The organism is Chryseobacterium ureilyticum (assembly GCF_900156735.1).
Taxonomy (GTDB): Bacteria; Bacteroidota; Bacteroidia; order Flavobacteriales; family Weeksellaceae; genus Chryseobacterium; species Chryseobacterium ureilyticum.
Map to the genome: position 1 here is coordinate 1131109 of NZ_FTOL01000001.1, position 22500 is coordinate 1153608.

Annotated in this window: 24 protein-coding genes; 10 read left to right on the forward strand and 14 right to left on the reverse strand. The window is 32.6% G+C overall.

The window, feature by feature from the left end; genetic code table 11:
* Positions 1–9: 9 nt before the first annotated feature.
* From BW983_RS04875 to BW983_RS04890, 4 genes are all read right to left on the reverse strand, one after another.
* Complete coding sequence (locus BW983_RS04875; RefSeq protein ID WP_076550327.1) at positions 10–603, reverse strand: hypothetical protein; 594 nt, start codon at positions 601–603, stop codon at positions 10–12.
* Positions 604–624: 21 nt separating this feature from the next.
* Positions 625–981 (reverse strand): hypothetical protein, encoded by a 357-nt coding sequence (locus BW983_RS04880; RefSeq protein ID WP_139329221.1) that lies wholly within the window; start codon positions 979–981, stop codon positions 625–627.
* A gap of 149 nt (positions 982–1130) precedes the next feature.
* Positions 1131–1997, reverse strand: a complete 867-nt coding sequence (locus BW983_RS04885) for a sigma-70 family RNA polymerase sigma factor (RefSeq protein WP_002979276.1) — start codon at positions 1995–1997, stop codon at positions 1131–1133.
* A gap of 298 nt (positions 1998–2295) precedes the next feature.
* Positions 2296–3087, reverse strand: coding sequence for a S1/P1 nuclease (locus BW983_RS04890; RefSeq protein WP_065394315.1), 792 nt, complete (start codon positions 3085–3087; stop codon positions 2296–2298).
* A 458-nt stretch (positions 3088–3545) separates the two neighbouring features.
* On the opposite strand from BW983_RS04890, the gene BW983_RS04895 reads away from it, so the two are divergent.
* From BW983_RS04895 to BW983_RS04905, 3 genes are read left to right on the forward strand one after another with little or no spacing between them, the layout of a single operon-like run.
* Entirely contained in the window at positions 3546–4487 is a 942-nt protein-coding gene (locus tag BW983_RS04895) for a type VI secretion system baseplate subunit TssG (RefSeq protein ID WP_076550330.1), read from the forward strand.
* Between the two features lie 54 nt (positions 4488–4541).
* Positions 4542–5444 carry a TssN family type VI secretion system protein gene (locus BW983_RS04900; protein ID WP_076550332.1) on the forward strand — a complete coding sequence of 301 codons (903 nt, stop codon included), beginning with the start codon at positions 4542–4544 and terminating at the stop codon, positions 5442–5444.
* A gap of 30 nt (positions 5445–5474) precedes the next feature.
* Complete coding sequence (locus BW983_RS04905) at positions 5475–6614, forward strand: hypothetical protein (protein ID WP_076550333.1); 1140 nt, start codon at positions 5475–5477, stop codon at positions 6612–6614.
* 70 nt (positions 6615–6684) lie between these two features.
* Here the strand turns inward: BW983_RS04905 and blaIND are convergent, their stop codons facing one another.
* Positions 6685–7404 carry an IND family subclass B1 metallo-beta-lactamase gene (gene blaIND, locus BW983_RS04910; protein ID WP_076550335.1) on the reverse strand — a complete coding sequence of 240 codons (720 nt, stop codon included), beginning with the start codon at positions 7402–7404 and terminating at the stop codon, positions 6685–6687.
* Positions 7405–7651: 247 nt separating this feature from the next.
* Complete coding sequence (locus BW983_RS04915; protein WP_076550336.1) at positions 7652–8305, reverse strand: metal-dependent transcriptional regulator; 654 nt, start codon at positions 8303–8305, stop codon at positions 7652–7654.
* Positions 8306–8390: 85 nt separating this feature from the next.
* Here BW983_RS04915 and BW983_RS04920 point away from each other — a divergent pair, with 85 nt between their 5' ends.
* Together BW983_RS04920 and BW983_RS04925 are read left to right on the forward strand one after the other, a co-directional pair.
* The gene (locus BW983_RS04920) at positions 8391–9422 is read left to right on the forward strand and encodes a threonine aldolase family protein (RefSeq protein ID WP_076550338.1); all 1032 of its coding nucleotides are present in this window, start codon (positions 8391–8393) and stop codon (positions 9420–9422) included.
* A gap of 8 nt (positions 9423–9430) precedes the next feature.
* Positions 9431–10432: a phosphotransferase enzyme family protein gene (locus BW983_RS04925; protein ID WP_076550339.1), complete on the forward strand. Its 1002-nt coding sequence runs from the start codon at positions 9431–9433 to the stop codon at positions 10430–10432.
* Between the two features lie 158 nt (positions 10433–10590).
* On the opposite strand, the gene BW983_RS04930 is transcribed toward BW983_RS04925, so the two are convergent.
* Positions 10591–11091, reverse strand: coding sequence for a hypothetical protein (locus BW983_RS04930; protein WP_076550341.1), 501 nt, complete (start codon positions 11089–11091; stop codon positions 10591–10593).
* Between the two features lie 725 nt (positions 11092–11816).
* Between BW983_RS04930 and BW983_RS04935 the strand changes: the two genes are divergently transcribed.
* From BW983_RS04935 to BW983_RS04955, 5 genes are all read left to right on the forward strand, one after another.
* Positions 11817–13136, forward strand: a complete 1320-nt coding sequence (locus tag BW983_RS04935) for a tetratricopeptide repeat protein (RefSeq protein WP_076550342.1) — start codon at positions 11817–11819, stop codon at positions 13134–13136.
* 1131 nt (positions 13137–14267) lie between these two features.
* Entirely contained in the window at positions 14268–14798 is a 531-nt protein-coding gene (locus BW983_RS04940) for a hypothetical protein (RefSeq protein WP_076550344.1), read from the forward strand.
* A 35-nt stretch (positions 14799–14833) separates the two neighbouring features.
* Positions 14834–17158, forward strand: coding sequence for a hypothetical protein (locus tag BW983_RS04945; RefSeq protein WP_139329222.1), 2325 nt, complete (start codon positions 14834–14836; stop codon positions 17156–17158).
* Between the two features lie 96 nt (positions 17159–17254).
* On the forward strand, positions 17255–17674 hold the full coding sequence (locus BW983_RS04950; protein WP_076550348.1) for a transposase: 420 nt from the start codon (positions 17255–17257) through the stop codon (positions 17672–17674).
* Positions 17650–17982: a transposase gene (locus BW983_RS04955; RefSeq protein WP_076550350.1), complete on the forward strand. Its 333-nt coding sequence runs from the start codon at positions 17650–17652 to the stop codon at positions 17980–17982. The genes BW983_RS04950 and BW983_RS04955 overlap by 25 nt, the downstream gene beginning before the upstream one ends.
* Positions 17983–18114: 132 nt before the next feature.
* On the opposite strand, the gene BW983_RS04960 is transcribed toward BW983_RS04955, so the two are convergent.
* The 7 genes from BW983_RS04960 to BW983_RS04990 all read right to left on the reverse strand — a co-directional run bounded on the left by BW983_RS04960 (position 18115) and on the right by BW983_RS04990 (position 22429).
* Positions 18115–18672 (reverse strand): DUF4256 domain-containing protein, encoded by a 558-nt coding sequence (locus BW983_RS04960; protein ID WP_076550351.1) that lies wholly within the window; start codon positions 18670–18672, stop codon positions 18115–18117.
* A 37-nt stretch (positions 18673–18709) separates the two neighbouring features.
* Positions 18710–19108, reverse strand: coding sequence for a DoxX family protein (locus BW983_RS04965; protein ID WP_076550353.1), 399 nt, complete (start codon positions 19106–19108; stop codon positions 18710–18712).
* Between the two features lie 18 nt (positions 19109–19126).
* Complete coding sequence (locus BW983_RS04970; RefSeq protein WP_076550354.1) at positions 19127–19705, reverse strand: YdeI/OmpD-associated family protein; 579 nt, start codon at positions 19703–19705, stop codon at positions 19127–19129.
* A gap of 136 nt (positions 19706–19841) precedes the next feature.
* A complete protein-coding gene (locus BW983_RS04975; RefSeq protein WP_076550356.1) occupies positions 19842–20312 on the reverse strand; it encodes an SRPBCC family protein in 471 nt (156 codons plus the stop codon).
* Positions 20313–20414: 102 nt separating this feature from the next.
* Complete coding sequence (locus tag BW983_RS04980) at positions 20415–20744, reverse strand: ArsR/SmtB family transcription factor (RefSeq protein ID WP_076550358.1); 330 nt, start codon at positions 20742–20744, stop codon at positions 20415–20417.
* 83 nt (positions 20745–20827) lie between these two features.
* Positions 20828–21997, reverse strand: coding sequence for an AlbA family DNA-binding domain-containing protein (locus BW983_RS04985; RefSeq protein WP_076550360.1), 1170 nt, complete (start codon positions 21995–21997; stop codon positions 20828–20830).
* A 12-nt stretch (positions 21998–22009) separates the two neighbouring features.
* Positions 22010–22429, reverse strand: a complete 420-nt coding sequence (locus BW983_RS04990) for a helix-turn-helix transcriptional regulator (protein WP_076550362.1) — start codon at positions 22427–22429, stop codon at positions 22010–22012.
* Positions 22430–22500: the final 71 nt, after the last annotated feature.

Here is a 22500-nt window from a genome sequence, read left to right on the forward strand (position 1 = left end):
GTTTTGGGTTTATTTTAATTTCTTTAATTCTTCCAGTAATTGATTTTGTTTGTTGATAAACTGATCTAAACTATCTGTTTTTAAAGGATGTGCCTTTTGATATTTTTCAATTTCAGGAAGTGTTTTTCTGATTTTAAAAGCAGTATATAAACTATTCATATCAGCATTGTTTTGATTTATCCGAGTAATAAGCATATTTATACCCGAAATCTTTAAACTGTATTGGTCTTTACTGGATTGAATATCCTTTTCAATTTGATTTTTAGTCAGAGAATCTGTGATGGATTTTGCCGCATTTTCTGCTTCCCGGTAAAAAGATTCAGACTTACTGATTATTTCTTCGTACGCATTTATAACTTTTCTTGATTCTTGCTGAGAATTGAAAATTTTTTCATCAAGTGCTTTCAGTTTTTTATCATTCTTAATCAGTTCAGAATAGGTTTTATCAATAAGGTTATCACCGCGATAGCTTTCAAATGAGCCTGAAACTGAAGATTCAGCATTATCAATAGCATTTTCTACTATGGGTTTATTTTGTTGTCTTGTATCTCCACAGGAAAATATTGATAAAATAAACACAGATGCGAAAAATATTTTTTTCATGGTAATTGTTGTTTTAATTGATTACAAATTTCGATCAACGGAAAGCAAAGCAAAATCCTTATTTTCAAAATTTAAAGTAAAGGTAATGTTGAAAGTATTTCTGGTTGCTTTTATTTCTAGTATATTTTGTTGAATAGAAAAATACGATAATTTATATTTATCCTGAGCACCGGGAACAATTTCAGAACTTTGACTTATGTGCATGATAGGCTTGTTATGGGGCAGAAGGAAAATTTCCTTATTTAAAAATATAATATCAGCTGTAGAGAAGGCATAGCCGCTGGTGTTACGTCTTGGGATATCTTTGAATCTGATGGATATATTTTTTACCAACTGATAATTTCTCTTCTTTATATATTTGAAAAAAGATGTACGCATATGATTGACATAGGTGATACATCCAATATAAATCAGAATAGTTAATATAAAAGCTCCGACAAAAAGAGAAGACAAGTCATCCATAGATACAAAAATAAAAAAACGGAGCCTGAAAACAGACTCCGCCTATAAAATTGTTTGTGCTAAAATTATTTACCTAAATAAGACTTAAGGATCTTACTTCTGGTATTGTGTTTTAGTCTCTTAATTGCTTTTTCTTTGATCTGACGAACTCTCTCTCTTGTAAGATCGAAAGTTTCACCGATTTCTTCTAAAGTCATTGGGTGTTTTCCGTTCAATCCGAAGTATAATCTTACCAAATCAGCCTCTCTCGGAGTTAAAGTATTTAATGCTCTTTCGATTTCAATTTGAAGAGATTCAAGCATTAAGTCTTTATCAGGACTTGGAGATTCTCCTGAACGTAATACATCATAAAGATTAGAATCTTCACCTTCTACTAAAGGCGCATCCATAGACAGGTGTCTTCCGGAGTTTTTCATTGATTCTTTAATATCTTCCTCACTCATGTCAAGAACTTCAGCCAATTCTTCCGGAGAAGGTGGTCTTTCGTTTTCCTGCTCAAGGTGAGCATATGCTTTATTAATTTTATTGATGGAACCAATTTTGTTCAACGGAAGTCTTACAATTCTTGATTGCTCAGCTAACGCCTGTAAAATTGATTGACGGATCCACCATACTGCATAAGAGATAAATTTGAAACCTCTAGTTTCATCGTACCTTTTTGCCGCCTTCATTAATCCTAAGTTACCTTCATTGATCAAATCGGGTAAGGAAAGACCTTGGTTTTGGTATTGCTTAGATACAGAAACTACGAAACGAAGGTTGGCTTTGATTAATTTCTCAAGTGCAGCTCTGTCGCCAGCACGTATTCTTTGTGCCAATTCTACTTCTTCGTCCGCAGTGATCAGTTCCACTTTACCAATTTCCTGCAAATACTTGTCTAATGAAGCAGTTTCCCTGTTGGTAACCTGCTTAGTGATTTTTAATTGTCTCATTTATTTTATCCTCAAAAAAGAGTTACTATATATTATACGTACGGGAACATAAAAAGGTTACACAAGTTTTACTTTTTTATTAAATATTTGATTCAAAGGTTTAGTAATGAACCGGAAATGAGGATCAATAAAAAGAAAACCAGGGCAGGAAATAAGGCAGATGAAGAAACCAGAAGTGATTTTCACATAATTCTTCATAAGTTTTATTCTTTATCAATTCATGAACTTCCAATCTTAAAATAAAAAAACGGAACCAAAGTCCCGTTTTTATCTATATCTGTAAGAATTTTATTTTCAATTAGAATAGCTCGTTCAATAGCTTAGCCAATCTCAATCCTCCGTACAGTAACTGTCTTTCAAGAGTGTCATTGAACTTATATTGATAATCGTAAGATAATTTTGAATCGTTTGGAGTCTGAGCATAGATTTTATTTGCGATCTTGTGAGAATCATACAACCAGTCTTCTAAAGTCCCGGATTGAATCTGTGCTACTTCTTCTTTAGATTTAATATCCAAAAGTTTAGAATATTCTGTATAGCTGTATTTTTGAGAATCAACTAATTTCCCATCCCAAACAGAGTGTAAATTCGTTTTATCACCAAAATAAGTAACATTAATTTTATTTCCACCTAAATCTTCAGCTCTTCCTACGTGCAATGGCTGTGCAAGATCTCCCATAATATGGATTAAGAATATCAAAGCAATTTTTCTGTCTTTTTCAGAAGTATTCTTATCCTTGATCTGGCTGGATAATGTGTTTACCTGAGTATAAAGACTTGGTCCTGCCTGCAATTTTAAATTTTGTTCAAAATTTTTAAAATCTGTCTGGGGATCAATGTTTACATAGTGCCATGATGACGCCTGCTTCCATACTCCTGTTGTATCAGATTTGATAAAATCTGGCCAGTTTGCCCAATAAGCAAGACGTTCTTTGCCCATTATTTTTTTGATTTCCCTTTTTGCTTTTCTGGAAAGATGATTTTCCGCGATGTCTGCAATTACTCTGTGCCCCGTTAATCCCCACGCATAAGAATAAAGTGAAGAGGAAATGAATGCTAAAATCAGAATTTTAGAATAAATACTTTTCATTTTAAATAACAATTTTCAGTCAGCAAAGATACGTTCACTTTCTGAATGAACATGAAATATATTGAATTTATTCCGTTGAATGTGTTAATAAAATTTAATCTAAATAAAATAGATAAATATATTATTTTGTGAAATGAGATATCAAGCTTAATGAATGAAGTCGAGAAGTTGTAGAGCAGGGTGTAGATTATTCATTGTTGTTTAAGCAAAACTTTAAGTTATTGTCATGAACTTTCAAATCAAATTAATAAAAATATATAAATCATTGATTTTTAATATAAAAAATTAAATTTAAAACCTTGGTATATGATCGTCTTTACCGTATTTTTACGGAATTTACTTGATACTATTCCTTTTAATGTCAATTAATTAGTATTTTAGGAGAAAATTATAGGTAAATTATTTTTTCAAACTTGCGAGATATATTATCTTTACCAGTCATAATCACAGGAAACACTATGTATGAGAATAATATTGTAGACATGCATTACAATAAGCTGCAGACAGATTTTAAAGCTGAAGCTGTGGCTGTTAATCTTTTAAAATATCATCGGGCTGTAAGCAATATTTTTATTGAGAGAGTCGGGGTAAATGATCGTGCTTATTTAAAGGATATAAAAAGCATTTCGAGTAGCTATTTAGGCTTTGACGAAGAAGTATTCACTATAGAAAGTTATAGAGAGGGTATTTATGATTACCTTCCTGAAGGACTATTCCATCCACCATCACTTGGGGCTTCCAGGAAAAATGTAGACACTGTTGTCAGAGAAATCCGAAAACAAAAAAGGGTAGAGGATGATGCAAGAACGTTTTTCCGTCCTTTTGAATTGGAAGTTTTCTTTACAGAAATCAGTGCATTACTTAAGGAATGCGAATTTGATATTACAAGCAATACGGATGTATTGCTGGAAACTGTAAGTGAGCTCTGGCCACTCATCAACATGCTCGACAGACAGAATGCGTATATATTTATGCATATTTTGCCTTTCTTTCATCAGATCAGAGGAGACAAGAAATGGTTTGAAAGATGTATGACCGCATTTTTACAAGTACCTGTAAAGGTAACTTTTTCTCCCAATGTCATTGATGAAATTGAGAAGAATGATGATTCAATGTTATTAGGGAATTCAAGGTTAGGAGTTACATATATTCCGAGTGGAAGACATATGGATGGGCAAAGGAACTGGGTTGTCAATATTGGTCCTATTCCTTATCATGATATGAAAAAGTACATTCCTGGAAACCCTTTCAGAGAGGTTCTTCAGACGTTGTATGATTATTTTCTTCCGGTAACAGTAGAGGTTGAGGAGAATTTTGTGACAGAAAAAGTAGAATACTCGTTCAGCCTTGAGGATGATGAAAGAAATGCCAGCCGCCTTGGATACTCTACCTTCCTCTAAATTATTTTATTATATTTACAACTACCAACAAAGTATAAATTCGAAAAGAAACAAATGGAAATTTCTTCAGTAAAAGGTATTTTTTTAAGGTATATCTTAATGCCTTTAATCGCCATTATTATGATGTTTATCCTGGGAATTATCAGGAGAAATAAACCTGCGATAAAAATTAAAGTAATTATTGTATACGTACTTCTGTGCAGCTTATGTCTGGCTCTTCCTGGTTTTTTTGGATTTGCCGGAAATCTTTTTAATCCTTACTGGTATCTGATTGCGCAGATTGTTTACCTTATTTTCGGGATTATTCATGTTAACTTATTACACAAGTATTTCAGAAAGCATATTGAATCTGTGGGAATGAGTATTTTATTTGAATCTATACTTTCTTTGACATGTATAGCTTTGGGTGGATTCCTTTTTACATTATTGTTTAAGTGGATGAGTAACGGAACAGGATATGCTGCAATGGCTGCTACAAGTATGCTGATCTTTGTAGTTCCAATGGTATTTTACTATTGCTATATTCAATTTATCAGTATTCCTTTTGATATTTACAAAACATGGAGATACTCTCCTGAACAGAAGCTTCCTGATTTCGAAGGAGCAGATTTTGATAGATTAATGGTTCTAAACGTTGAATTGAGTAAGAATCTTGAGGATTCAAACCGTTTCAGAATCAAAGCAAAAACTCTTCCTACAGGAGTAACTTTCGGAGATTGGTTTTATAGAGTAGTGGACGATTATAACCATAAAAACCCTGGATCTATTATTCATCTTTCAGATGCAGAAAAAGAACCTTACTATTGGATTTTCTACACTAAAAAATCGTTTTTCAGCTTTAGAAAATATATAGATTTCGACCACGACATTATTACAAATAGCATTTCTGAGAATGAAGTGGTTGTCTGTAAAAGAGTCATTCAACATGAAGAGGAGGGAGTCGCAAGAAATTCATAAACAAACACAAAAAATTAAAAAGTATTAAACATGATACAACCTATTAAACATTTTGCAATCAACTGGGTGGATGGGATGAAGGTTTCCCAAAGACACCTAAATGATCAGGATAATTTCTTAATTGATACAATCAGAGATTCCAACTCACTTGGGATTACTACATATAACTACGGGCTTTTGCCTATTTCTACTGAATTTACAGACCGTACTATTTTTGACGTTCATAATACTGCAACCAATGATGTACAGTTGGTAATCAAAAGATGCAGCGCTGTTACTATGGCTGGTTACCGTATTGAATTGGTTGACAGAAGAATCAGTGTGAAGTCTTTGGCAAAATCAATGAATGAGGAGCAGGCAGATGGAGAATATTATATTTTAATCTCTGTAAATCCTTTTGATAAAGTTCCTTTTGGAGATATTGATCCGGAAGAAATCCCTCCACGTCACCCGAATGCACAGCCAAACCATCATATTGAATTACTTCCTGTAACTTCTTTGAACAGCAGCTATTCAGGAGGAAATTATTTAATTATCGGGAAAGTAGATTTAAAGGCTAATATAGCACAGGTAGATTCTAATTTTATTCCACCTTGTACTTCTGTTCAGAGCCATCCTGCTTTGGTAGATTATTACAGCAGCTATGCAAAATCTATAGGAAACTTGCAGCAATATGCTTTTAAGATCATTCAAAAAGCATCTCATAAAAACCAAAATACAGCTTTAGCACAGAACGTTAAATTTTTGTGTAGTACAATGGTGAATACTTTTGGAGATATGTATTTTCAATTTAGAAACATTACACCTTATCAACCACCTGTATTTTTAATTGAGTCTTTCGCAAGATTGGCGCTTCATTTATACAATTCGACGCAACTTCTTGTTCCTGCAGAATTAGAGGAAATGTTGAACTATAGCTTGGAATGGAGTGAAATTGCACCGCATACTTTACTAAACCAACTTTCAATTGTTGCTGAAACGAACTATGATCACCACAATTGCGGAGAACCATTACTATATATCCAGCAAATGCTTAGAAGTTTGGAAACGATCTTCTCTAAACTAAGCGAACTGGATTACATTGGTCAGAGAAAAGAAAATATCATTGTTAACGAACAGGAAGTTTCTACCAATACAAATCCTAAGAGAGGCTGGAGTGTACTAGACTAACTGGACCTTTATTAAAATATAAATCCCGAATTTTCATTCGGGATTTTTTTATTGAAATTGTTATATAAAATTATTTTTTATTCAAAAGCTCTAAGGTATGTTCTACGTGTCCGCCACCTTTCCATTCGTCATGTCCTGGAATGATTAAGGTTGCCTGAGAGTATTTGGATTTTAGAGCATTCATGGTTTGTGGCCATTGTTCAACGTTTGCTTCCTTGATATATCCTAGATCTGTTGCAGAAGTACTTTTTACAAGACAGCCACCATCAAGTACTTTATATTTTGGAAACCATACCACTACATTATCTACTGTATGTCCTTCGCCTAAAAAATCAACCACAAATTCTTCACCACCTATACGATAAGTCTTTCCTGTCTTTATAATATTGTTGGATACGGCTTTACCGTCTTTTTTCAACAACTCATTGGTTTTTGCTGTTGCATAGGTTTTAATTCCTTTTTTGTTGAAGAAGCTTAAATCTCCGGCTCTGTCATCATGAGAATGGGTAGCGAATACTGCAATAACAGGTAAGTTATGACGTTTTTGTATCGTGTCCATAAGACTTTGATATTGAACTTTTTCCCAAGGAACATCAAACAGAACTACTCCTTTTTTTGTGACAAGATAAACAGAGTTGGCAGAATATTCTTTTCCTCCAAATACTCCAAAAGTTTTATAAATATGTAAGTTCTTGCTGATGGGAGGTTCTATTACAAAATCCTTTACCTGGGCATTGGCAAACGGGCTTAATAACATGGAAACAATAAAAAACTGTATGCTTTTTTTCATAATTTTTAGGGTAATAATTTAAAGTTTTAGTATGAGGCAGAAAGATTGAATCTATCCGGAAAGTTTTGCAAACCTAGTAAATTTATAATCCAAAGTTTTTTATGAAAGAAAATTTAACCGTTTTTTAACAGTTTAGGGTATGATATTAAATAATATTATATAAATGCCACGAATGTACAAACAGAAAAGATGTGTGCATTCGTGGCAAATAAAAGTAACTTCAAAAGGGAAGTTATTTTAATATAAATTATTTTTTTACTAGTATTTTTTCAGTGGCTTTTTTACTTAGAATTTCTTTTTCTCCACCAATCTCTATAGTCATTGATTTATCAAAACTTTCAATTTTAGTAATCTTTACTTTGGTATTAAGAAGAAGTTTTCTTTCATTCAAATAACTTAAAAAAGCATCGTCAGAAAGAGTAACAGAGGCAAAAATAACAGTTTCTCCTACTTCACAACTGCTTAATTTCTGTAAATCCTGAGCAATGATATTTCCGTCTTTATCCGGAATGGGTTCTCCATGAGGATCAAATTTAGGATAATCAAGAATTTCATCCATTTTATCAAAGAAAATCTGTGAATGAACGTGCTCAAGCTGTTCCGCAATTTCATGAACATTTTCCCAGCCGAAATTCATTTTTTTAACCAAAAACATTTCGGTAAGTCTGTGTTTTCGAACGACTAATGCAGCTTCACGTCTTCCGTTTTCTGTGACAATCAGCGGCTTATAAGTCTCATAGATGACCCATTTTTTTTCCGCGAATTTTTTCATCATATTATTAACGCTCGGCATTTTTACATTTAAAAATTTGCTGAGTTCGTTAATCGTAACCTTTCCTTCATTGTCAACTAAGTGAAACAAAGCTTTCAGGTAATTTTCTTCTGTTAGGGTTGTTTTCAAAATGTTAGATGATTTTCTATACAAATCTAACAAAATATTATGGAAAGATTACTCTTGTTATTTTAACTTTTTTTAATTTTACTCTATGAAATTTTCATTCAAAAACGACTATTCTGAGGGTTGTCACCCGAATATCTTACAAGCACTTTTACAATATAATCTTGATCAGCAGGCTGGTTATGGAGATGATGAGTATTCTTTAAAAGCTAAAGAGCTAATAAAGGCAAGAATCAATAAGAAAGATTCTGATGTTTATTTTGTTTCCGGAGGTACACAGGCAAACTTAATTGTGATTTCTTCTATTTTAAAACCTTATCAATGTGCTATTTCAGCGTCTACAGGACATATTCTGAACAATGAAACAGGAGCCATTGAAGCAACCGGACATAAGATTTTAAGCATTGAAACTGAAGATGGGAAATTGCGACCATCAGACATCATTCCCGTATTGGAAAACCACAAAAATGTGCCACATCAGGTAATGCCGAAGTTGGTTTATATTTCTAATTCTACAGAATTGGGAACAATTTATAAAGCAAAAGAGCTGGAAGAACTTTCAGAATTCTGTAAACAAAACCGTCTGTATCTGTTTATGGATGGGGCTAGGCTAGGACATGGACTTACTTCTGAAATCAGTGATCTTACATTGGAAAGGGTAGCAGAGCTTACGGATGTATTTTATCTTGGAGGGACAAAAAACGGAGCTTTGATAGGAGAAGCAATTGTTATTAATAATCCTGATCTTCAGGAAGATTTTGGATTCAATATCAAGCAGAAAGGAGCTTTATTAGCAAAAGGAAGATTGTTGGGAATTCAGTTTCTAGAGTTGATGAAGAATGATCTTTATTTTGATTTGGCAAAACACGCGAATCAGCAGGCGATGAAAATTAAAAATGCTTTACAGAATAAAGGAGTAAATTTTCTTGCCGATACTTATACCAATCAGATTTTTCCCATTGTAACTAATAAACTTATTGAAGTGTTATCCGAAAGTTTTGAATTTTATGTTTGGAAAAAAATAGATGAAGAATTTTCTGCCATTCGTCTGATTACTTCGTGGAATACGAGTGATGACGCTGTAAACCGTTTTATTGAAATTATCAGAAAAGAATTATAAATAATAACATGAAATTTACTTTTCCTGCAATCTATTCCACGCTTTGTCCGATTGCGTTATCTGCACATATTGCTGAAAAATACGGACTAAAAAATGTTCAATGTAAGCTTTTGGTAAGAGGAGTGGGAGACACTTATAGAGTAGAGTCGGAAGAGGAAAATTTTATACTTCGTATTTACCGCTCTTCTCATCGAAGTTTAGACCATATTAAGGAGGAAGTAAGATTATTACTGGCATTAAAAGATGCTCATGTCTCTGTATCTTATCCAATTACAGATCTTTCCGGAGAAATTATTTTAAAGTTTGAAGCTATTGAAGGAGAAAGGCATGGTGTCTTATTTTCCTTTGCTAAAGGTCGCGTGGTTGCTTTAATGAATCACAGCCAGCTTCGTGTCTTGGGAAATGAAATGGCTCGCTTTCATAATATTTCTTCCCATTTTAAAGTAGAATATGAACGATGGAATTTTGATCTTCAAACTACTGTTTTTAAACCTTTGGAGAGATTAAGGTCTGTCTTTACAAAAAATCCTGAAGATTACGAATGGTTGCAAAATATTGCCGTTGAGATAGAGCAGAAGCTTGCCAAATTTGAAACTTCAGCATTTTCAAAAGGGTATTGTCATTTTGATTTCCTACCTAAGAATTTTCATTTTGACAATGATATGGTTACTTTTTTCGATTTTGATTTTATGGGATATGGCTGGCTGGTGAATGATATCATGACTTTTTGGATTCATTTAACATTGGATGTGTATGCAGGAAGGATGACTTATGAAGAATTTCAGAAAGCTTATCAAGTTTTTCTGGATGGATATCGTGAATACCGTTCCGTGAGTTCGCAGGAACTTGCTTCTATACCTTATCTTTCGATTGGGTTTTGGCTGTTTTATATGAACTTTCATACTACCCATGATCAGTTTCAGGTTTTTACCCAACTTCCACATGTGAAATCATATGTTGGTATTATGAGAAATATTGTAGAAAGATATTGGGAGAAAGAAATGGTGTAATTGAGGTTGGAACTTTATATTTTTATCTGATGAAATAAATTTCTTGCAGATTAAACAGATTTTGCGAATGTTTAAACTTTTAACTCTGAAACTTTATAAAAACAAAATGCTGTTCCCGGATGTTGAGAACAGCATTTTTATTTAAATAATATATTGATTTATTTTACAGCTTTTGCTACCACTTTACAGTCGGCAGTACTTAATTTTGCCCCATCTTTATAGCTGATTTTCTTTTCATCCGCATATTTTGATTGTCCGTCTTCTTCTTTATGATCTCCAATTCCTTCCGTTAAAGCATTTTCTTTCTGTAGGAAATAAATATCTCTTTTGCTTTTCTTGCCTTCAGAAGTGAATTCGTAAGTCAGTTTTAAGGTGTCTCCGGATTTGAAGCCTGTAACATCACCTTTCGAGCTGTCTTTTTCATTGTTTTTATAAGTTAATTTTCCCGTAATCGTTCCAAGATTATCATCAATAGAAGCAAAAACACTGTCTTTTCCTGTAGCGCCTATATAACAGTACGATTTTGGACCTAATGTATCTATCACAGGTTCTTCTACTGCAATGGTATCAGCTTTAACTTTAGGAGCAGGAGTTTCAGTCTTTTTATTACAATTGATCAAAAAAGCTGAAACAGCACCTAATAAGATTAATTTTTTCATATCCTTAATTGTTATAATCAAATTTTAAACTGCTAAATTAATAATAGTATTTGTATATTAAAGTCTTGAACTCTCAGAAAAATGTAAAAACGGATAAAATTCCTCATGAATAAATGGTTTTAGAGGAATGATAAAATTGAAATGACGCACCGAAAAGCTACTTAAAGAAGCTTAAACTGAAAAAGCAGGTTATCAAATCACTAACCATCAGCCGAAAAATTGCTTTGTGATAATCCTTTTGTTGAGTACTGTAAAGAATAGCCTCCTCTTTTTGATACTAAGCTTATCGATTTTAATTGAAATAAACATATCTTAAATCTATTATTTTGAGAGGGTGTAAGTTTGTGTTAATAAGATTACAAATGTATATTTGCAAAAAATTAAGAAAACACATTTCTATGTCCCAGCCATAATACTGTAATTCCTGATTATAACTGGTATATTTTTATTACAATAAAGAAAGTTCCTGCAATAAATCTCAAAATACTCTGAAAGTTTATACTTTAAAACAAATATGAATCCATAATGTATTAGAATACAAATATATCCGGAAAAATTTAATTATTAGTTTTTTTCAATTGGTCAAATGACATTTTTTTGTTTTATCATTATTAAGATAGTTATTTATGAACTTTTACTTCAATAGAATATATTTTTTTTTGTTTTTCATATTTTTTTCATACTCATTTGCACAAGTAGGGAATAAAATTAATTTTATTGACAGTATGCAGTTAAAAGAATATGCAAGATTGCAGGATGTCGGGGACTATAAAAGTATTATTTTAAATGAACAAAAGCTTATTAAAGAATCTGAAGAACTGGATTATACTAAAGGAATAATTACAGGCTACTTAAATATAGTAAATTCATTATTTGTCCTCAACAACAATAAGGAAAGTTTGCATTTTCTTGATATTGCAAAGGAAAAATTAGCAAAGGAAAAAGATCCGGTATTGAATGCAAGATTATATTTTTTTTATGCTAGAAATTATTCAGTATTAGGTTTATATGATCAATCAAATAAAAATCTCAATAAAGCACTGCACTTTTCTGGTGATATGTCTAATATAGAGGAAAGAAAAAAACGGGAGTATCTTATTTATATCTGGAAAAGAAAGAATTTTATGCAATTGCAATTAATAGATTCTGTTTTTAAGATGGAACGTAAAAGTCTTGAATTAGGGGCTGAAATTGAACTTTATGTAGAAATTGCAGAGAGAAATTTAGAAAGTAAAAAAATAGATTCAACAGAATATTACCTTAATAAAGCATTACAATTATATCAAAGAAGTACTGCAAGACAGCAGGCCGTTGTTTTAAGATCTTTTGGGAAAATGTATGTAAAAAAAAAGGATAATAAAAAGGCATTGGATTATTTTTTTCGATCATTAAAGCTTTCTCAGAAATTAGGTTTAAAAAAAGTATCATTAGAAACCTATAAAGAAATATATGAGACTTATAAGTCTATGGACGAAGTAGATCATGAAAAGGAGTTTCTTGAAAAATATACGGTTTTAAATGATAGTCTAAATAAAACCGAAAAAAGTATTTTAAATAGTACGATAGAAAAATGTCTAAAAGAGAAGGAGAAAGATGAAAAGAAGAAATTTCATTATACAACGATCGCTATTATTTTAATTGTAATTGCAATATGTGTCATATTAATAAGCATTTATAAAAAAAATAACAGATACAAAGACATTTTAATTGACAAAAAAAATAAAGATATAGATATTCTTGAAAAAAAATTAGATACGAGTTACGAAGAAGTTATACAGCTTGCAATAAATGGAGATAATCTATTCATGGTAAGATTTAAAGAAATTTATCCCGATTTTTATAATAACCTAATTAAATGTTATCCAGATCTTAATGTTGGTGATTTAAAGTTCTGTGCTTTAGTGAGACTGAATTTTTCTAATAAAGAGATCGCCCAATATGGTAATATGTCTGTGCGCACCGTTGAATCAAAGAAATATAGACTACGAAAAAAAATAGGTCTTCCTGCAAACACTGACTTCAATAAATGGATAAGTGATCAATAGTTTTAAATATCCTTTTTGAATAATTTAGTGAAAAATGACTTATACTATGAAGTATATCAGTTAGAATAATAGAGGTCTGGGTTTATAATCCGGACCTTTATTCATAAATAATAACAGAATAACAAAAAACAAATTTTAGCTTTATTACTCACATTTTTATTTGTAGTAGCTTGGTGATTTTGGAAACAGTGTACAATCAAATATTGCTGTAGTTTGTCTTTGTACCCAGTTTGTATAAAATAAAAAGCTTTTTTTATCCAACATCTATTGTGGTGATCTCTATAACAGATTTCTGATCTCTTTGATTTTTCAAATTAAACACTGATCAATATTAGAAATATTTCCTATAGCTATGCTAAGTAATTCTTTCGAAAATAAGGAAAGGTTATATTACTTTAAGAATTTTAAAAGTCATGGTATAATCATCTTTTTTGTTCATCATAAATAGGTGAAAATCAAAATGAGTTTTTACATTATACAGTTAATAAACGAATAACTGTAATATTTTTATGGCACTGCATTTATACTTTAAATAATTTGTATGTTTTTGATTTTTAGATGTTTTTGATTTTGCAGTGCAAGTGCAGTGGGTACATTTTTAGATGAAGGTATTACCTTTGCGCCAAGATTTAAAATGTTCATTTTCTTTAAATTTTAAAAAGAATTTTGACAATGCAAAGCTTATTTAAAATTCACTAAAATGGAAAAAAAACTCTTTTTAAAAGAGCTTCACAGGGAGCTCTTCAAGTATGCCACTGCTTACTTTACCGATTTTATAAAGATTAGAATATTAGTTCCAGCGTCTTTACGATAAGTTAATATCTGACTTAGTTCCTACCTTAAATTATTCCATAGTTTATTATCTTATTTAAAATGGTTGTTAGATATATTCTTGCACATTTCAAATAAAAATACCAGAACCCATCCGACAGAAAGCGAGTTTTTTCTTCTCGACTTTTTAAAAACAATGAAGACCTTAAGTAGAGCGTTTCTGGTACGAAAAAAACTTACTGTAATTCTAAACACTGTTTTACGAAGATTCTAATTACACAAATGATTCAAGATGAATTGCAGTATACACACTATATGCAGCGTACAATACCCATACATTAATAATAAATATACTCACTAATGAAGAAAAGTTTAATTACGACAATTACACTATTTACAGCAGTAGCTGTAAAGTCACAGGTAGCAATTGGGAAACAGACTGTTTCTAACACCTCAGTATCAATAGAGTTTGCCAACGATGAGAACAGAGGATTGATCTTACCCTATGTAGAAAATAAAAGTAGTATCCTTCAAGAAGGTACCATTATTTACGACACAACAGATTATAAAGTAAAATATCTGAAAGATAACGGACAATGGGTGAATCTTAGTGAAGATGACGGAACAATGGCTACCATTGGTACTGTAAACTTATCTGTTCAAGGGACTGATAAAACAGAAAATACTAACGCTAAAACTACCATTGGAAAACCTGGCGCTACTAATGGGATTTTTGTATTGGAAGCTTTAGATAAAGCTATGATACTTCCAAAAGTCACAAGCCCACATCTTAATATTATAGATCCGGCTCCCGGGATGATGGTATATGATACTGTAAAAAAACAGCTTGCCGTTTATAACGGAAAAATGTGGTCTTTCTGGAAACCATAAATATTGAATAATCTCAAAATTTTATAATAAAAACGATGAAAAATAAGAACTTATTTGTTTTTATATTACTCACCTGGGGTAATATAATGATTTTTGCCCAAGACTGTAGTATCAATGCCGGCGGAAATGCAACAATTTGCGGTACCTCATATACTTTACAGGGCAGTGTTGCAGGAAGCGGAAATAGTACACCCGTCTGGACGGTGGTATCAAAGCCAGCAGGAGCACCAAATCCTATAATCAATGGAGCAAATACCTATACACCCAATGTAACTGGGATGACTTCGCCGGGAAACTATGTTTTTGAAATTTCTCAATCTTGTACAACAGGAACAGTAAAATCACAAGTAACTATAACCGCTCCGGGAGAGGTATCTACTTTTACGGCAGGACCAGATATCACAAATGTATCGGCTTTAACGGGTACAGCTACTTTAGCAGGAGTTATCCCATCCGGCTACACGGCATCATGGACCTATTATAGTATTATTAATTATGAAAATTATGGTATTATTAGTACGCAGAATGCTATAATGTCAAATAATACAACAGCAAATCCTTCCCTTATTTTAACAAAGAAGGCAAATCATGATACTGATCCTGCTTATCGTGCCGTATTAAGGATTACTTCTATTAATAATCCAAACTGTTGGTACGAAGATGATGCTATTGTCAGATTCATTCCCAATCCACAAATAAGTATTCCAGCGATAAATGACTTTTGCTATCAGTCAGCAAGCAATGATCGTTACATATATTTAGATGGTACCTCGCCCGTATTTTCAACTACATCACCAGGTTCTTCAGGTAATCCTGCATTTGGAACTACTGTAAGTTTGAATGTAATAAGTCAACCTGCGGGAGGTAATATTTCTTTCTTGTCATTACTTGAAGGGGCAATATATTTCAATGGGGTAAATGCGATAGGAACTTATACATTTACAGTAACAGTCACAAATGCGAATGGAACTTATACAACCCCTCAGGTTTCTTATACATATAATGGTATATCGCCTAAAAATGTGGACTTCCTTGATTCTTCGTACCCCGAACAGATGGCGGTATACAGTTCAGGGGGGAGTGCCGGAGCTGTATACTGTAATTATGTTGGAAAAACAACGCCTATCAACGTTTATTTTAAGATTGATCCTGCAGATCCTGCATCTGTTATAACAAATATTAGTAATATAAGGATTACACCACTGGGAGGAGCTCCTATTTTAACTTTAAATGGAGCGGGGACAATGAATAGGAATATAGTAGCAACTCCACCTGCTGGAGGATGGCAGGTAGGCACTTATGCAATTAGTATAAATACCCAAAACGGGACTTGTAATACAACACAAGCTTATTATATTCATATTTCTGACGGTAATCGCTCAAATGTATCAGTACCCAATACGACAACGTGTTATCCTGGGTCGGGCGTAGTAACCGCAACAATTCCTCTGCCTGAGGTATATAAAGGAATCGTTAACAGTAGTTATTTCCAAGATTTTAATGGTCGATACGATTTCACTCTTGTTTCTAAGCCTGCCGGAGCAGCAGTGCCTACGTACGAAGCTAGCAATTTTAGAACACTTACCAGTACTTCAACTGTAATAAGTAATCTGGATAAACAGGGGGAGTATGTATTTAAAATAAAAGCTGTACCAGGTCCAGGAACAGATCCTCGTTTCTTAGAAAAAGAATATGAATGCTCAGGAGCATCTCTTGAAAGTACATTTTCCATATTCGTATCAAAGCAGATTAATTCTAATGCCGGAAGTGACAAAGCGGTTTCTTGTAACACCACAATGTCATTGGCTGGTAATGATCCGGGAGTAACAAGCACCGGACAGTGGGAACTTACATCAAAACCAGCTGGAGCCACAGATCCAATTATCGTAAATCCATTATTGTATAATACTGCTGTAACGGGCTTGTCTGTATTTGGAGTTTATAAATTTTCTTGGAAAGTTACTACCGGAACATGTACAAGCATGGATGAAGTAGTTATTACTTTTAACCAGTGTACAGCCTGTTATAAACCAAGTGTGATGGCTACAACGGGAAATCCTGCTCTAAACACTAATTTTGGTATTACATCATTAGGAAGAGCGGGTGCTGGACATCCTGATAATTGGCCAATGATTAGAAAAGGAGGATGGATAGCTCTTGAATCCAAGACCAAAGGATTTGTTCCTAACAGGGTCGATTTTAATATTTCTGGAAATCCTGTAGGAATACCTGTTGCTAATTTTATTGAGGGAATGCTGGTATATGATATGACCAATAAATGCATGAAGATGTACACGCTTAAGGAAGGAGATACCTCTATGGCTTGGCACTGTATTTCTACACAAGCTTGCCCAGACTAAGAAATATATTAATCCAACGCAATTAGTAATAGGCTTTCAGTATGAAACTTATATTTACTGTCTTCTCATTACTGACTTCTTTATAGATAATATAAAATGGAAAATTTAAAAGAGATCCATATTGGAGATTTGTTATATAAGAGAGTACAGGAAGAAGACATAGATATAAACCGGATATGTAAATTTCTTAAGGTAACAGAAAAAGAGGTTCTGGAAATGTACACAGCGAAAACATTAGATACAGATACCCTCTTAAGATGGTCTAAATTGCTTGAATATGATTTTTTTAGACTTTATTCCAATCATTTGATTTTATATGCTCCGGTGGCGAGGGTAAATAATAAAAATGATAAAAAAGAGATGCCTCAGTTTAGGAAAAGCTTATATACAAAGGAAATTATTAATTATATATTAGAACTCATAGACACTGAAAAGAAAACCACTTTAGAAATAATTAATGAATACAGAATTCCTAAAACTACTTTAAGCAAATGGATAAGAAAATACAAAAAGTAGTCTGCCAACCTGACTATAAAAGAATTTACAGTGATTTTATAGCAGTAAAATGCCCGGAGAAGAAGGAATTTGTAAAATGTTTTTTATCTAAAGATACACTTTCGTTATCTGATATTCTAAAAATTAACAATTTGTTATTTGATAAGAATTCTGCTGAAAATCAAAAGCATAAGTCCTATGATGAAAAGACAATTTTGGAGATGCTGGAATATCAAAAAAAACACAAATTAAATAATACCCAATTAGCAAATCATTTTAAATTGAGCAGAAATTCCGTAGCAAAATGGAAGCGTATGTTTTTAGTATAAAATAATTTGCGTTTTACAGTAAAAAGTAGTTCTGTTATTACTTTTTTTCTAAGTTTTTAGAGAGTATATTCAAATTTTGAATATACTCTTTTTGGTTCAATAACTTGATGAAGTAATCTTTTTTTAATACTCTCAAACCCTCAAACTTCCACGAAATCCTCTCGCTGCATAATAAGAATCTGCACCGTTATGATAAAAAAAGACGGTATTGTAACGTCTGTCGCAGAAAACAGCCCCACCAAGTTCTCGTATGGAAGCCGGTGTTTGTACCCAACTAGATGTTTTTTGGTCAAACTTTCCGAGTTGTTGTAGATAGCGATATTGTTCTTCAGTTAAAAGTTCAATGCCCATTTCATTGGCTTTATCAACGGCATTACTTTCCGGTTTGTTGGCTTTTCGGGATTCCCATGCAGGGTAATCATAGCATAAGCTGCGGCGTTTTGGGCTTTCAGGGGAACAGTCGAAGAAGAAATATTCATCTGTTTTTTTATCATAATCTACTACGTCGGGTTCGCCTTCTGTTTCTTCCATTTCATTTAATGACCATAGCTTTTTGGGGGTTGCTTCCAGTTTAGCCTGTATGTTTTCCCATTTCAGGTCTTTATGACGATTCATGTTTTTTTCGAAACGGGTTTTAAGAACTTCTAAAAGACTCTTGCTTTGCTCAGGTGTTAATTGCTTATTTTTCATATCAAATTTTTAAGTGATTGATTTTAGGATAAAGTTACTAAGGTTGAATGGAAATTTTTCTGTTGGCAGGTCTGAAATACCAGGAAATCAGAACAAGAACAAACAATAATACTGCAGGGAGAGTTCTTCCGACAGCATCACCCACAATTAGATGTGAAATAACGGCTCCGGACATCACGAAGAAGAATCCTGCATACGCCCATTCTTTCAATAATAGATGTTTTGGGATCAGTATAGCAATTACGCCCAGAATTTTCCAGATACCAATGATGTACATAAGATATGCCGGATATCCAAGGTTGGTAAAGTTGGTAAGTTCATCTTTATTTTTCATTAGTTGAACGATGGCTGTAGAAACCATGCCTAATGACATCCAAAGTGTAAAGATCCAATAAATGATTCTTTTTCTTTTTTCAGATTGATTTGAAGTTTCCATATTGATTAAGTTTTGTGATTAGTCATTAAGTCCTTTTCCATCAAGAATTTGAGGAATGCATTTTTCAATTCTTGATTCTCTTGTTTTGGATTGTTTTGCGGAAGAAAAATAGAGTAGGTAAGCGCGTTGTCTCCCTTGGGTTAAGCTTTCAAATGCTTTTTTCAGTTCAAAATTTTCGTTTAATTTTTGTTGAAATTCTTCAGATATTTCGAAGTCTTTGGTTTTCTTCATTTCAACTTTTACACCTGATTCTTCAATTTCTACAGCTTCAAACATATAAGCTTTAAGCTCTTTTTCTAAGTCAATAATCTGTTGTACATCCGTAAAGCGAACCTGCCTTGCCGCCTGCACATTTTTACTTTGCTGGATTAAAATATGGTCAGGATCTTTCATCAATGCTCCTTTAAAAAATAAAAGCGCACAATATTCTTTAAATCCGTGAATTAAGAAAATATTTTTCCCTTCAAAGGTATAACAGGGACAGCCCCATTTTACATCTTCTACCAGTTCGGTACTTAGAGCAATTGTTCTTAATTTTTCAAATTCTTCTTTCCATTGTGTGGAATTCTCGAAGAAAAAATTAACTTTTGGATTCATGTGATTAGGTTTAAGGTTTTTAGAGTGAGAGTGCCATAGAAGTTTAAAGTGATTATCCTTTCACTTGTAAAGCAAAATTCACTATTGACATTCTCCACTTAAATTGTAACATCCGTGTCTCTCATCTCTTCGTCTATTATCTTTTCGTCTCTTTAAACATTTCCTGCAAACGATTATGCGCTATATTAATTCCCTGAGCAAATGGCATTTTCAGGTGCTGATCTCTGAAATCTACAGACTTATAGATCGTTTGAATGGTGATTTTACTGGTGGTATCCGTTAGTTTTTCAAATTCTAAAAACTCGATCTGAGGCGGAAAAGGGGTGTTTTCCATCTGGAAAGTTCTTATAATTTTCTCATTCTGAACAATGTCGTGAATAGTTCCATTGGCACTGAACATGATTTCTCCCTGAGGATTTAAAGTTTCGAAACGGTAACTTCCGTGTTGCTTATTTTCAAACTTGGTGACTTTGGTGCCCATCCATTGTTCGAAAAGTTCAGCTTCTGTATAGGCTTTGAAAAGCAGTTCTACAGGAAGATCAAATTCTCTGATGATGAAGATTTCCTGTTTTCCGTCTTCTGCGTGGATTTTTGTTTTAAGTTCCATATTTTGAGTTTGAGGGTTTTGGTGTTTGGGAGTATTAGAGTGGGTGGCAATCGCTATTATTTAAAGTCTATTATCTATCCATCTCTCATCTTTTATCTCTTATTACTCTTTTTTCAAGTTCTGGTATGCTTTCATCACATCTTCAAGCTTATTGAATTTCTCATCCCACATTTTGCGGAATGGCTCTATAAAATCGGCTATTTCTTTCATTTTATTGGGATTAAGGTGGTAAGTAATTTCACGACCATTCTGTTCCGATCTCAGCAGTTCGCATTCTGTAAGGATTTGAAGATGTTTTGAAACGGTAGGTCTTGCGGTATCGAAATTGGAAGCAATGGCTCCTGCAGTCATAGATTGTGCAGCCACCAGAATCAATATAGATCTTCTGGTAGGGTCTGCGATTGCCTGAAATACATCTCTTCTTAAATTCATTGTGTAGTTATTTGACTACAAATATATGTGTAGTTATTTAGCTACGCAAGTTTTTGCTTCTTAATTTAAAAAAATAAAAAAAATTAAAGTTGTTCAGGAATAATTAATTGTAAAACCTTAGTTATAGGCTTTTCTAAGTTTTTAGCAAAAACTTTAATATGAAACTTTATTGAAGTTTTTTGTTTAGAAAATGCTGCGATTCGCAGAGGTACTGATAAAACTTCAGTTGGAAGATGATGTTTAACATGATCTAATTCACTATATATGATATACTCATCATCTTTAAGTTCTACAGATGGATATTTTAATTCTTCCCAGGTTGCTGCTCTTGGCTCACTCTTTACTAAAGGGGTACTTTTTTTTGGTTTGACATATATATGTTCCCTTATTATAAACTGTTCTGTCTTTTGTGCTGTTATTTTAATTGATACATTGTCTAAGAATTCTGTACTTCCATTGTGTATATAAAAATTTATTTTGTAGGCATTTTCCTCATAAAAATAATATTTGTCATTATTCGAATAATCCTGGCTTACAGTATTGAGATTTAATCTTAATTCTTCCAGACTTCTATTCTCATAAGGTATAAAACTGAATGGATTAATAGGATGTATCGTAAAATCATTTAAAGGAGAGTTTAGACTTTCTTTCTTTAATATGATTGATTCTATTTTTTTCTTTATCAGAGTAGACGGAAATTCGAATTCTTTTCTTTTAACTTGCAAATCAGTAATAAAGTCTTTCTCACTAAATGAAATACTTATATCATTTGAAATATCAACTTTTCTTTGAATAGTATATATATCAATATCTTTTCTTGTGAGTCTATTTTGAGAAGAGCCTTTTCGAACAAATGATTCTCCGAGTTTTAATTTTCCATTGTTTTTTTTCATCATATAAGGAGGGTTTGAACATTCCGTTATATGAAAAATTCCAAAAAGTTTTTCTTTATGTTTAAAAGGAAAATATTTAAATCCTATGCTAGGTTCAATATTACTTTCTACTAATTGCTGATAAGTTGCATCATCGATGAAATCATCATTAATACCAAGAAGTTCTCTTTCTCCATTTGCGGAATGTTTTACTCCAATAATTATGAATCTATTATTTTTAGTTAAAGAATTAGCTAAAGAGATAATATCTTTTAGGAAAGCTTCGTTTAAATCTTTCTTATATTGTATAGCTTTAAAATCTAAAGATGAATTTTCATTTTCAAATTCAATAAGTTCTATTAACTCTGAATAATCAGTCATATTTTGATTATTTTATTTTTCAATCAATCTCTCCAATTTCTCAATCATTTCCTTTTGCTGCTCCAGCATACGCTCATAAAGCTCTACCATTTTATCAAGAGGATTGAAAGTACAGTGGAAGTTTGCTTGTCCTCCATCAGTAAACGTATTTGCAACAGCACTATCGTGGAAAGTATTTGCTATAATATTAATTGCTGATTCCTCATCAAAGTTCTCAATCGCTTCTGCTGGTACTTTCAAAATCTTTGCTACCTGCGCCAGAATATCAGATTCTACGGTTTCTTTCTGTTCTAAAAGAGAAACTTTCTTCTGGTTCCAGTCATCACCCAATTCAAAAGCTAAGGCTTCCTGTTTGATGCCCAGCATTTCACGGAAACGTTTTATATTTCTACCCTGATGTATTTTTTTATTTTGCATATCTGTGTAACTCATAATAACAAATATAAAGTTTTAAAAGATAAGAATAAAGTCCTTTCTTAAAATAAATTATCTCCTAAAATAGG